Source organism: Serratia sp. DD3, from assembly GCF_000496755.2.
This window is the reverse complement of record NZ_AYKS02000047.1, coordinates 90,238-102,818: the sequence shown is the minus strand read 5'-3', so window position 1 is coordinate 102,818 and position 12,581 is coordinate 90,238. Positions and strand designations below refer to the sequence as shown.

General features: G+C 48.3%; 9 protein-coding genes. 8 read left to right on the top strand and 1 reads right to left on the bottom strand.

All coding sequences use genetic code 11. The features are described from left to right. Positions 1–29 precede the first annotated feature (29 nt). The 4 genes from IO95_RS08080 (at position 30) to IO95_RS08065 (ending at position 5,451) form a co-directional block, all read left to right on the top strand. Complete coding sequence (locus tag IO95_RS08080; protein WP_023489806.1) at positions 30–1,736, top strand: solute:sodium symporter family transporter; 1,707 nt, start codon at positions 30–32, stop codon at positions 1,734–1,736. Positions 1,737–1,876: 140 nt separating this feature from the next. Continuing rightward, complete coding sequence (locus tag IO95_RS08075; RefSeq protein ID WP_023489807.1) at positions 1,877–3,736, top strand: DUF294 nucleotidyltransferase-like domain-containing protein; 1,860 nt, start codon at positions 1,877–1,879, stop codon at positions 3,734–3,736. Continuing rightward, complete coding sequence (locus IO95_RS08070) at positions 3,733–4,446, top strand: exonuclease domain-containing protein (protein WP_023489808.1); 714 nt, start codon at positions 3,733–3,735, stop codon at positions 4,444–4,446. Before IO95_RS08075 ends, IO95_RS08070 begins: the two co-directional genes overlap by 4 nt. Positions 4,447–4,614: 168 nt before the next feature. Beyond that, the gene (locus tag IO95_RS08065) at positions 4,615–5,451 is read left to right on the top strand and encodes a MurR/RpiR family transcriptional regulator (RefSeq protein ID WP_023489809.1); all 837 of its coding nucleotides are present in this window, start codon (positions 4,615–4,617) and stop codon (positions 5,449–5,451) included. A gap of 205 nt (positions 5,452–5,656) precedes the next feature. On the opposite strand, the gene iolB is transcribed toward IO95_RS08065, so the two are convergent. Then, positions 5,657–6,481, bottom strand: coding sequence for a 5-deoxy-glucuronate isomerase (gene iolB, locus IO95_RS08060; protein ID WP_023489810.1), 825 nt, complete (start codon positions 6,479–6,481; stop codon positions 5,657–5,659). A 391-nt stretch (positions 6,482–6,872) separates the two neighbouring features. On the opposite strand from iolB, the gene iolD reads away from it, so the two are divergent. The 4 genes from iolD to IO95_RS08040 all read left to right on the top strand — a co-directional run bounded on the left by iolD (position 6,873) and on the right by IO95_RS08040 (position 12,543). Next, positions 6,873–8,804, top strand: a complete 1,932-nt coding sequence (gene iolD / locus IO95_RS08055; RefSeq protein WP_037384942.1) for a 3D-(3,5/4)-trihydroxycyclohexane-1,2-dione acylhydrolase (decyclizing) — start codon at positions 6,873–6,875, stop codon at positions 8,802–8,804. Positions 8,805–9,174: 370 nt separating this feature from the next. Next, complete coding sequence (gene iolC / locus IO95_RS08050) at positions 9,175–11,091, top strand: 5-dehydro-2-deoxygluconokinase (RefSeq protein WP_023489812.1); 1,917 nt, start codon at positions 9,175–9,177, stop codon at positions 11,089–11,091. A gap of 21 nt (positions 11,092–11,112) precedes the next feature. Continuing rightward, on the top strand, positions 11,113–12,018 hold the full coding sequence (iolE, locus tag IO95_RS08045; protein ID WP_023489813.1) for a myo-inosose-2 dehydratase: 906 nt from the start codon (positions 11,113–11,115) through the stop codon (positions 12,016–12,018). A 183-nt stretch (positions 12,019–12,201) separates the two neighbouring features. Beyond that, complete coding sequence (locus tag IO95_RS08040; protein ID WP_037384759.1) at positions 12,202–12,543, top strand: thiamine-binding protein; 342 nt, start codon at positions 12,202–12,204, stop codon at positions 12,541–12,543. Positions 12,544–12,581: the final 38 nt, after the last annotated feature.

Below are 12,581 nucleotides of genomic sequence, written 5' to 3'. Positions count from 1 at the left end.
TGAGCATAATTCAAGCTTTTGGAGAAGCCATGCTCGCTTTTATCTCATTTATCGGCTTTACGTTATTTGTTGCCGGATTCGCTTATTATAAAACCCGCAATTCTCATCTCACTGATTCAACAGAAGGTTATTTTCTAGGTGGTCGGTCATTAACTGGCGTCTATATTGGCGGCTCCATGCTGCTGATGAATCTCTCCACTGAACACCTTGTTGGGCTTAATGGCTTATCATTTCGCACCGGTTTCATTGTGATGGCATGGGAAGTGATGGCGGCGATGACCATTGTGCTCTTTGCTATCTTTTTCTTACCTCGCTATTTGAAATTGGGTATTTCTACCATTCCTGGCTATCTGGAAAAGCGCTTTGATAAACAGACGCTGACCATCACCTCGATTCTCTTTTTAGCCATGTATGTCATCTCACTCTTGCCTATTGTGCTTTATACCGGCGCGATTGCTCTGGAAAGCCTGTTCCAGGTTTCCAATGTGTTTCATGTAGAAAAAGAGACTGCATTGTGGCTGATGGTCTGGGGTGTCGGTGGGATCGGCGCGATTTATGCCGTATTTGGCGGGATAAAAGCCATTGCCGTTGCTGATACCATTAATGGTGTGGGGTTAATTACTGGCGGGTTGATGGTGACCTGCTTTGCCCTGGCTTATGTCGGTAATGGCGACATCTGGGGGGGATTAGTGGAAGTTTATCAAGCTCATCCGGAAAAATTCAACTCAATAGGCGCTGAAGATTCTATGGTGCCATTTTCGACCTTGTTCACTGGGTTGATTGTCTCCAATATGTTTTTTTGGTGTACCAATCAGTCGATTGTGCAAAAAGCACTGGGGGCTAAAAACCTGGCTGAAGGACAAAAAGGGGTCCTGCTTTGTGCCTTTTTTAAACTGATGATCCCCAGTATTATCATTTTACCCGGCATTATTGCCTTCCATGTCTTTAATGGGCAGATGGATAACCCTGACCATGCCTACCCCAGCTTGGTTCAATTAGTGTTACCGGAAATGCTGGTGGGCTTTTTCGCTGCGGTGGTCGTTGGCGCGGTGTTCTCTACCTTTAGCGGTGGTTTAAACTCTTCGGTTACCCTGTTTACCGTCAATATTTTCCAAAAAACGCTCAAACCTAATGCTACGGAGGCGCAAACCGTGAGCTTGGGCAAATGGCTGGGATTAAGTTTGGCGCTTATTTCAATGATTGTCGCCCCTTTAGTGGCCAATGCACCGGATGGGCTGTTCTATTTGATTCAGCAACTGCAAGGGCTGTTTAATGCGCCGATTCTCAGTGTTGTTCTCGTTGGGCTATTAACCAAGCACGTTCCAGCCATTGCGGCAAAATTGGGGCTGCTATTCGGCGTTTCAGCTTACATCCTGTTTAACTTTGTCTTTAAAATCGATATCCACTTCTTCCATTTAGTGGGCTTGCTGTTTGTGGCAAACGTCGCCTTTATGCTGACTGTAGGTCATTTCTATCCACAAAAAGCCCATGAAGATGTTTATACCGAACAAGTTGATATTACGCCTTGGTCAATGACACCCGCTGTCGCCGTACTGATTGTCCTGTCTTCGGTGTCTATGTATGTCTTCCTGGCTCATAATGTTCCTAGCTGGATCATGGTTGGCTACTACCTATTGGCGGCCGTTTCTCTTGGCTTCGTGTTCTGGACCATTTTCCGCGAGTTGATGCGCAGCCCGCGAGCCAAGATGATCAAAATGCAGAAAGAAGCTGAATAATGATGCGTTTTCGCCTCGTTTAACATGGCAGTCAAACCCGCTATTCCGCTCAATTTTTAAAAAAGTTGAGCGATTTTTATTGATAGACGCAACCAAGCAACCAAGCAACCAAGCAACCCGAAGAATAAAGAGTATTTTTAATGGAAAGCACGCTGTTACCCAACATTGTCGGCTACCTCTCCTCGATCGATCCCTTTGATCGCTTAGAGAAACAGGAACAAAATGCCCTGGCGGCGGCGATTGATATTCTCTATTTAAAACAAGGCAAGCGCCTGGCGGATGAGCAAATCGTCGGGCAGGGTTTGTATATTGTACGCACCGGGGCAGTAGAGCAATATCATACTGATGGGACACTACGCGCCCGCTTAGCCGATGGGGATCTGTTTGGCTTCAGCCAGTTATATCGCTCAGGTGAATGTGATTACTCATTAGTCGCGTTAGAAAATGCCTTGTTGTACCGCATCCCCAAGCAAGTCCTGCTGAAATTGATGCAGGATAACCCGGCAGTCAGGCATCACTTCTCTTCCAAAGAATCCGTCCGTTTGGCGCATTCGAGCGTGAAATGGGCCGGGGAGGAGATGTTATATCTGAAAAAGGTCAAAGAGGTGATGAACCGTAGTGTCGCCAAGGTGCATCCTCACACTTCAGTGCAAGAAGCCGCCCAGATTATGGTCGATAAGCATCGTTCCAGTGCGATGGTGATGGATGGAGATAAATTGCTGGGCGTGGTGACTGACCGCGATATGACCAAACGTGTGATTGCCAAAGGGTTAGCATTGCATGCTCCGGTAAGCCAAATCATGACCCAGCACCCGCAAACCATTCAGTCAGATGCCTTGTTGCTTACCGCAATGGAAATGATGATGCTGCACAATGTGCGCAGCCTGCCGGTGATGGAGGGGGGGCAGATCGCTGGCGTATTAACCGCCACCAGCCTGACGGAAAAAAGCCAGGTTCACGCGGTATTTCTGATTAGCCGTATTTATCGGCAGGAGTCTTTGACCGAATTGGTGAGCATGGTTCCGCAACGACAAGCGGTATTTGATGCCTTGCTTTCGGTCAATGCCTCTCCGGCGATTATTCAACACATGATGACGCTGATTGCTGACGCATTTAACAAGCGGCTATTGCAACTCGCTGAGCGAGAGTTAGGCCCGGCGCCAATGAACTACGCCTGGTTTGTTGCCGGCTCGCAAGCTCGTCAGGAAATGCACCTTAATTCTGACCAAGACAATGGCATTATTTTGGCCAGAGAAGCCAATGATGAAGAGCAAGCCTACTTTCAACAATTGGCGCAGTGGGTCTGTCATGGGCTAGATACTTGTGGCTATGCACTTTGCCCCGGGGAGATGATGGCGAGCAATGCCCGCTGGTGTGTTTCTTTGGACCAATGGCAAAGAAACTTCAGGCAATGGGTGGTGCTGCCTGAGCCTCAAGCATTACTCGATATCAGTGTTTTTCTGGATATACGCTTTCTCTACGGGGCGCAGGGGTTGGTGGATAAACTTCACCAAACCTTGACCTCCTGTGTACGGGGCAACCAGCGTTTTCTCTCTACTATGGTGGCTAACTCTTTGCGCGTCAGCCCGCCACTGGGCATGTTTCGCCAGTTTGTGTTAACCAAAGATGGCGATAATCGGCAAGTATTGAACATTAAACAGCAAGCGGTCAGTTTGGTGGTCGAATTAGCCCGAATTTATGCCTTAACCGCATGCAGTTTGGTGCCTGAAACCAGTAAACGGCTGGAGTTTGCTGCAGAGCATGGCGTGATAAGCCATGCCAGCCAGCAAGAATTACAAGCCGCATTGAATTTTATCAATCAAGTGCGTTTGCATCACCAAGGTGAACAGGTAAAACGGGGAAAAAGTTTGAACAATCAGATAGCACCTGGTGAGTTTACTGCGTTTGAACGTAATCACCTTAAGGACGCGTTTCGCATCATTGCACGTTATCAGGAGGCAGCAAAACAACGATACCAGGCGGGGGGGCGCTTACGGTGAAAGTAAATTGGTTTCGTCGCCAACATCCGCTGCAAAACGGTGATCAATTACGCTGTCATGCACTGGCAAAATCCCCCATTCCCGCCCATTGTCTTGAGCTATTCCAAAAAAGCTACCCAGCCCCCAACAGCCCGCTATCTGAGCTCAAGTGTGTGGTATTGGACTTTGAAACATCGGGGCTTGACCCCAAACAGGATGAGATTCTCTCCGTGGGGATGGTTGATATTCATTATCCGGTGATGTCCCTGGCTAGCGCTCAGCACTACTATGTTCAGTCAGAGCAAGTCATCCATTCAAAAACTGCGGTGATTAACCACATTGTGCCTGAAACGCTGATCGGGGGAATTTCACGCCATCAGTTAATTGAACGCTTAGTGGTCAGTTTAAGTGGCAAAGTGGTGATCGCACATGGGGCCGAAATTGAGAAGCATTTTTTGCGTCACTTATTGCAATTAGACGCTAGCCTGCCGTTACCGCTGATCTTTTTAGATACTCTGCGCCTGGAGCGCTCATTGATGAAATATCGCGGCGTGATGTATCCCGATTTACGGCTGACTCATGTTCGCCAACAAAAAGGATTACCGCCGTATCTTGCTCACAATGCGTTCGCCGATGTGGTGGCTACCGGTGAGCTGTTTCTAGCTCTGGTTGAGGAAATCTGTGCAGATAAGCCACCTCTTTTGGGGCCATTGGTGTTACGTTCATTATGATGACAATGTCGGCGAATAAACTGGCTTGAGCCCAACCGTTAAAACGGCGTTGCTAACCAATTGTATTTTTTGTTTTATTTTTATAAAAAACAGAAAATAATTTTTACTATAGTTTCATTTCGCATAAACTTACCCCTAAGGTAATTAACGGAGTGTTGGAGTACTGGAATGTTAACAGCAACAACCTTAAGTGAATTGGAAGACCAAATTCGCAATCGCTATGATGAGTTAAGCAAAAGATTACAACAAGTTGCAGCCTATGTATTAGATAATAAAAACAGTGTTGCTTTTGAAACAGTGTCAGCGATTGCCGAACAGGCCAGTGTTCCCCCTTCTACACTGATCCGTTTTGCCAATGCTTTTGGCTATAGCGGGTTCAACGAAATGAAACAACTATTTCGTAGTAACCTGCTAGAAGAGACCTCCAGTTACACCGACCGCGTTCGTCTGCTGAAAGAAATGTCTGGGGATACCGCGCCTCCTGAACGCCCGGCGGATATTCTGCAAGAGTTTGCACGAGCCAATAGCAATGCCATGCATCAGTTGGCGGCTCAAACGCCTGTCGAGCATTTAGACGAAGCGGTCGACACGCTGGCCAATGCCAAAAACATCTACGTGGTGGGTTTAGGTCGCTCTTTCCCGGTGGCTTCTTATCTGGTGTATGCATTACGGCATTTAAGCAAGCGAGCCTTTCTGATTGATGGGCTTGGCGGCATGTTTAAAGAGCAGATGAGCACCATTGAAGATCATGATGTTTTAATTGTGATTAGCTTTTCACCCTATGCGAAAGAGACCACCGCCATTAGCGAGTCGTTAGTGGGTTCAGCCATTAAACAAATTATTATTACTGATAGCCAAATTAGCCCATTAGCTTCATCAAGCGACATTTGCTTTGTGGTTAAAGAAGCCAAGGTGGATGCCTTTCGCTCTCAGGCGGCGTCATTGTGCTTAGCACAAACCCTGGCGGTTTCGCTGGCGTTTCATAATGCCCCGAGCAAAGCCTAAATAGGTGTTCATAATACAGCTCCACTTTAGGTCGGTGGGAATGGCCAGGAACGCCGACACGCCGTGAACCCATATATGGGGGCTCGTATCGCGCATCCTTGCGCTCCACGGTCGGCTCTCCCACCTATAGCGCTATTTAGGGCTAACAGCGTTTTCCATAAAAAATGCCAGTGATCATCACTGGCATTGTTAATAATGGATTAGGTTAACTGTGCTTGGCTTGATACTCCGGGCCATTGACCCAAACATGGTCCGGTTCCCAAGTAAAACACCATTTGCGTGAAGGGCCCGCCATCACATTTAAGTAATAGTTGTCGTACCCCGCAATCGTCGCCACCGGGTGATAACCTTTTGGCGCTTTCACCACATCTTTGTTATACACCGCCATACACTGATCCAAAGAGCGATCATCGGTATAGATACGTTGTAGACAGAAACCTTGCTCAGGATTAAGCCGATGGTAGTAGGTTTCTTCCAGGTAGGTTTCATGCGGTTCGTTAGCTTGGTCGTGCTTATGGCTGGGGTAAGAACTGGTACAACCCTCATCAGTAAAGACTTCCACCACCAGTAAGCTATCCGCAGGCAGATTGTCGGGCAAGATATTATGCACATAACGCCGATTATTCCCGTGCCCTCTCGCTTCGGCCTGAATGTCTTGCGGGGTAATTAGCCGGGTGGCGTAGGTTCCTTTGCCAGGTGCCTGACACACCGCCAACTCGAGGGAAGTTAATGCTGCAACTTCACAGCTTTCCTGAGCAGACACATAAACCGCATAGGGTTTTTTACGCTCAAAAGGGGACATGCGCTCGCCAATATTTTCGAAGTGGGCTGTTTCTGTTTTAACCGAGGCTTTACCCGCCACCAAGACTAAACAGAGCTCATTGGCGGATGCTGGCAGAGTGAGTTTTTGACCGGGTTTGAGTTCATAAACCTCAAAGCCGACATACTGCCAACCCGCATTCTCAGGGGTGATTTTTTGGGTGCAACCCGCATCATCAGGTGCTTGATACTTTGACAGCAGTGTCGACATACTCTGTTCCTTATGGGGCCGGCCCCCATTTTGCCAGTTCATTTATACCCGTCGCCAATCAAACTGCAGCGGTGTTGGCTGCGCTCTGCTCACCAGCAAGTGCTTTGCGGTGATTGGGATGAGCCCAAGTTTTCAACATCCAATATTATGAAATAAACATTTCAAACTCATGCTAAATTACCAGAAAATAGTGCGTTGCACGGCTGGATAACGGATTAATCTTGAGAATTATACCGCGATCACAAAAGCCTAATTTATTTCAACAATAAATTGAAATGAAATTTATATTTCATATAGTGCATTCAGATGATAACTAGATTGCAGCAGGCGATGAGTGCAAATACGCCACAACGCCAATGTTTCTCTACGCGAATTGGGAGATGATCCGCTGATGAATACCATAAGAATGACCACGGCACAGGCGTTGGTAAAATTTATGAACCAACAATATGTCGAGTTCGATGGTCAGCAACACAAATTTATTCATGGTGTGCTGACCATTTTTGGTCATGGCAATGTGGTTGGGCTTGGACAGGCACTGGAACAAGATGCAGGCGACCTGATGGTGCACCAAGGCTGTAACGAACAAGGTATGGCCCATATCGCCATGGGGTTTGCCAAACAGCATAAACGTAAGAAAATCTATGCGGTCACCTCCTCGGTTGGGCCAGGGGCAGCCAATATGATCACCGCAGCGGCAACCGCAACCGCGAACCGAATTCCGGTGCTGTTTTTACCCGGTGATCTCTTTGCCTGCCGCCAACCGGACCCGGTTCTGCAGCAAGTAGAGCAATATCATGATGCCTCTATCAGCACCAATGACTGCTTTAAACCGGTTTCTCGCTATTGGGATCGTATCTATCGCCCAGAGCAGTTGATGTCCGCCATGCTCAATGCCATGCGAGTATTGACCGACCCGGCTGATACCGGTGCGGTGACTATCTGCCTGCCGCAAGATGTTCAGGGGGAAGCTTATGACTTCCCAGCCTATTTTTTCCAGAAACGGGTTCATCGTATTGATCGCCGCCCCGCCACGGAAGCGATGATTGATGATGCCACGCGCTTAATCCGCAGTAAGAAAAAACCGCTGTTGATCTGTGGCGGCGGGGTTCGCTATTCCGAAGCCCATGAGGCTTTCCGTCAATTTGCAGAAACCTTCCATATTCCTTTTGGTGAAACGCAAGCGGGCAAAAGCGCCATTGTTTACGATCACCCACTTAACTTGGGTGGCATTGGCACCACCGGCTGCCTGGCGGCCAATCTGATAGCGAAAGAAGCCGATTTAGTGATTGGCGTCGGCACTCGCTTTACCGATTTCACCACCGCGTCAAAATCGCTCTTCCAGAATCCTAATGTGGACTTTTTAACCATTAATGTTTCCGAGTTTGATGCCAGTAAACTGGATGCCACGTCGGTGGTTGCCGATGCCAAATCTGCGCTGATGGCCATATCCCACAAGTTAAGCGCGGCGGAATATCTCAGTGGTTACCATGGTGAAATCCAACAAGCAAAACAGGCCTGGCGAGAAGAGGTCACACGCCTGTTTAGCACTCAGATAAACTCCAATTACCAACCCGAAGTGGCAGGGCATTTCGATGATGCACTGCGTGAGTATCGTGACGCCCTCAACACGGAATTAACGCAAACCCGGGTCCTTGGCTTGTTGGACCAACATTTGGAAGATAATGCCATTGTGGTGGGTGCTGCGGGGTCACTGCCTGGTGATTTACAACGGCTATGGCAACCGAAAGTCGCGGATACCTACCATATGGAATACGGCTTTTCCTGCATGGGGTATGAAATCGGTGCTGCCATTGGCGCTAAAATCGCCTGTCCTGATCAGCCGGTTTACAGCTTGTTGGGTGATGGCTCTTATATGATGCTGCATTCTGAATTACAGACCTCCATTCAGGAAGGGCTGAAGATCAATGTGATTCTGTTTGATAACGCGGCCTTCGGTTGCATTAACAATTTACAGATGAGCCAAGGCATGGGCAGTTTTGGCACTGAAAACCGCTTTCGCGATCCGCAGACCAACAAACTGACCGGGCCATTAGTCCCGGTGGATTTTGCGATGAATGCGCAAAGTTATGGATGCCGAGCCTATCGGGTCTATAACGAAGAGCAACTGATCCATGCGCTGGCGGATGCCAAACAGCAGACCGTATCGACACTGATTGATATTAAAGTGTTGCCAAAAACCATGACCCACGGCTATGAAGCCTGGTGGCGCTGCGGTACGGCGCAAGTGGCCGATAAGCCGGAAATTGAACAAGCTGCCGATGAAATTAAACAGGCGCTAGCCAAGGCTCGTCAGTATTAAATCCCCCTTCAGTTCAAGTGACTTGAACCAGGGTGTCCCCCTCTTCTTTCCCACCACCTTCCGTGGTGGGTTTATTTCTTGCTCTGCCTTTCTTGCCATTACCTGATCACACAGGAAGAAGGCAACTTCTAGTCCATTGATTTTATTTAATATTAACCATCATCGCAGAATGTTTTTTCCATTTAAGAATACCTTTTAAATTAAAATTCCACGGCGATCACATAATGAAATATTCCTGTATTTTTCAATTGAAAATGAAACAATCATTCCGTATAAACGTTTTATTGAAATGATTATGCAATAAGCTGCAAAACGGCAAAAGCGACGGCCTATATATAGCCCAAGCACTGAGAGATTTGAGGAGCGAACGGTGAGTACAGAAAAAAAGTTTGATGTGATTTGCATGGGACGAATCGCTGTTGATTTTTATGGACAGCAGATCGGTGCCCGCCTGGAAGACATGAGCTCCTTCAGCAAATATTTGGGGGGGTCATCAGGTAACGTTGCTTATGGTACCGCCGTGCAGGGGCTGAAATCTTCCATGCTGGCGCGCGTCGGCGATGAGCATATGGGCCGTTTTCTGCGTGAAGAACTGGAACGGGTTGGCTGCGATACCAGCCATTTAATTACCGACAAAGATCGCCTAACCGGTTTGGTCATTCTTGGCATCAAAGATCAAGAGACCTTCCCACTGATTTTCTATCGTGAAAATTGCGCCGATATGGCGATAACCAGAGACGACGTCAGTGAAGAATACATTGCTTCTGCCCGTTGCCTGGCGATTACCGGCACGCACCTTTCTCACCCTAAAACACGTGATGCAGTCATCACTGCCTTGCAATACGCTCGCCGCCACGGTGTAAAAACTGCCTTGGATATTGACTACCGCCCGGTACTTTGGGGGCTGACCTCATTAGGGGACGGTGAAACCCGCTTTATTCAATCAGATGCTGTCACGGAACAACTGCAAGAAGTGTTAGGCCTGTTTGACCTGATCGTCGGCACCGAAGAAGAGTTCCATATCGGCGGGGGGTCATCCGATACCATTGCAGCGCTAAAAACCATCCGTTCCGTAACGCAGGCGGAACTGGTCTGCAAGCGCGGCGCGTTGGGGTGTTCGGTCTTTACGGGTGAGATCCCTGATGAGCTGGACCACGGGATCACGGTCTATGGCGTGCGCGTTGATGTGCTGAATGTCTTAGGGGCTGGGGATGCCTTTATGTCAGGCCTGCTGCGTGGCTACTTAAGTGGTGAAGGCTGGGAAACAGCCTGTGCTTACGCCAATGCCTGTGGTGCCTTGGTGGTTTCTCGCCATGGCTGTGCCCCTGCCATGCCGACCAAAGTGGAACTGGATAACTACCTACTACGGGCGCAGCAAGTGAAACGCCCAGACCTGGATCCTGAGCTGAACCATCTCCATCGCGTCACGACACGTAAATCCCCAGAGCGTAATGAACTCTGTGTACTGGCTTTTGATCACCGCATTCAATTTGTTGATATGGCGCGGCAAGCAGGGGCGGATATCGCGCGCATTAGCCCCCTTAAACAACTGATTTTACAAGCCAGCCAGGAAGTGGCCGTTGAAGCTGGATTGGACCAAGGTCAGGCAGGCCTGCTGTGTGACAGCACCTTTGGCCAAGAGGTGTTAAATGCCGTGACGGGTCAGGGGTGGTGGATTGCTCGCCCGATTGAATTACCCAGTTCACGTCCACTCAAGCTTGAACATGGCAATATCGGTTCACAACTGGTCAGTTGGCCGCTTGAGCATATCGTGAAATGCCTGGTGTTCTTTAACCCAGAGGATGATCACCACCTCCGTTTACAGCAAGAGCATCAAATTCAAGAAGTTTATCAAGCCTGTTGCCAGTCCGGGCATGAGTTGTTGCTGGAAGTGATTTTACCCGCAGGGACCAAACAAGACGACGCCCTGTATCTACGTGCGCTGCAACGCTTTTATAACCTCGGGATCAAACCCGATTGGTGGAAACTGCCACCATTGGCAAAAGCCAGTTGGGGTGCCGTATCTGCCTTAATAGCTGAGCGCGATGCTTACTGCCGCGGGGTGGTGATTCTTGGCTTAGATGCACCACAAGAACAATTACAACACGCATTTTCACAAACCGCCGGGCAAAGCATCGTGAAAGGGTTTGCTGTTGGTCGCACGTTATTTGGCGAACCTTCACGTGCCTGGTTAGCCGGCCAGATAGATGATCAAACGCTGATTCATAAAGTGAAAACCAATTACCACAACTTAATCACACTATGGCGCCAACGTGGCGAAAAATAGTGCCAGCACAGGAGAATTGTGATGAGTGTTCAACTAGGTATCAACCCGCTCACTTGGACTAATGACGACATGCCAACATTGGGGGCAGAAACTTCGCTAGAAACCTGTTTAAGCGAAGGGAAGCAAGCCGGGTTTAGCGGCTTTGAGCTGGGGAATAAATTTCCACGTCAGGCAAGCTTATTAGGCCCCATCTTGGCCAGGCATGATCTTAAGCTGGTATCAGGCTGGTATTCCATGGAACTGTTGACCCGCAGTATTGAAGAAGAGATTGTGGCGGTCCAAAACCACCTGACCTTGTTACGTGAACTCGGTGCCAAAGTGATGGTCGCTTGTGAAGTAACGGGTTGTATCCATGGCGCGCAAGACACCCCGGTCCATTTACGCCCGCTTTTCCCTGCCGAGCGTTGGCAAGAATATGGCCGCAAACTGACCGAATTTGCTCAATATACGCAAAGCCAAGGGGTACAAATTGCCTATCACCACCATATGGGCACGGTGATTGAAACAGCAGAAGATATTAATAACTTAATGAAAAATACCGGACCCGAGGTGGGGTTACTGTTAGACACCGGGCACATTACTTTCGCCGGTGGCGACCCAGTCACAGTGGCACAGAACTGGTCTGAGCGTATTAACCATGTGCATTGCAAAGATATCCGCCAAGAGGTGCTGGCGGATGTGAAAAACCGCAAATTGAGCTTTCTCGATTCGGTGCTTGAAGGGGTTTATACCGTTCCCGGAGATGGCTGTATCGATTACCCGGCGGTATTTAACGTGCTTAAAAACGTCAATTACAGCGGCTGGTTAGTGGTTGAAGCCGAACAAGACCCAGCCATTGCCCATCCGCTGACCTATGCCACCTTGGGTTACAACAATTTATACAAATTTGCTAACGAAGCAGGGCTGTTTGATCTTACCCAGCAATAGTTCTGTACCTTTAACCAGAAGCGCCTTTTTTAGGCGCTTCTGGTGACTGCCTAACATTGGATATCTCTAGCATTTGCCATCACTCGATAGAGCTAGGAGTTGTTGCATCCCCCAGTCTGCATAATCGACAAACAATGCTACTATGCTGCATTCCGTAAGATATATACCCATGAGTCATTGCTGATGCCTACTGAAAACCAACCACTAAAAGATGTCATGCTCGCTTTCCAGATCATCCCAAGACTGAAAGAAGGCAACAACTTCGAGGTGGTCGATAAAGCTATCGAAGTTGTAAAAGCTTCTGGTGTGCCATTCCAAGTCAGTGCAATGGAAACCACCATGAGAGGCGAGCTAAACCAGCTATTAGAGATTGTCAAAGACGCACAACAAGCGTGCTACCAAGCTGGTGCTGTTGAAGTTATTACAAACATTAAAATTCATAGTAAAACTGAACTGGCAACCGACACTTTCTGTACCTATAACAGAGGCGTCACCAAAGCTAATCATATGTTTATGGATGATTAGCTTCCTTGTTAGGCGTTTCTGGTTGCTCATTTATCTGC

Excerpts from the sequence above, each read along its gene's own strand:
- IO95_RS08080 (WP_023489806.1), top strand. The coding sequence starts at position 30 with ATGCTCGCTTTTATCTCATTTATCGGCTTTACGTTATTTGTTGCCGGA.
- IO95_RS08075 (WP_023489807.1), top strand. The coding sequence starts at position 1,877 with ATGGAAAGCACGCTGTTACCCAACATTGTCGGCTACCTCTCCTCGATC.
- IO95_RS08065 (WP_023489809.1), top strand. The coding sequence starts at position 4,615 with ATGTTAACAGCAACAACCTTAAGTGAATTGGAAGACCAAATTCGCAAT.
- iolB (WP_023489810.1), bottom strand. The coding sequence starts at position 6,481 with ATGTCGACACTGCTGTCAAAGTATCAAGCACCTGATGATGCGGGTTGC.
- iolD (WP_037384942.1), top strand. The coding sequence starts at position 6,873 with ATGAATACCATAAGAATGACCACGGCACAGGCGTTGGTAAAATTTATG.
- iolE (WP_023489813.1), top strand. The coding sequence starts at position 11,113 with ATGAGTGTTCAACTAGGTATCAACCCGCTCACTTGGACTAATGACGAC.
- IO95_RS08040 (WP_037384759.1), top strand. The coding sequence starts at position 12,202 with ATGCCTACTGAAAACCAACCACTAAAAGATGTCATGCTCGCTTTCCAG.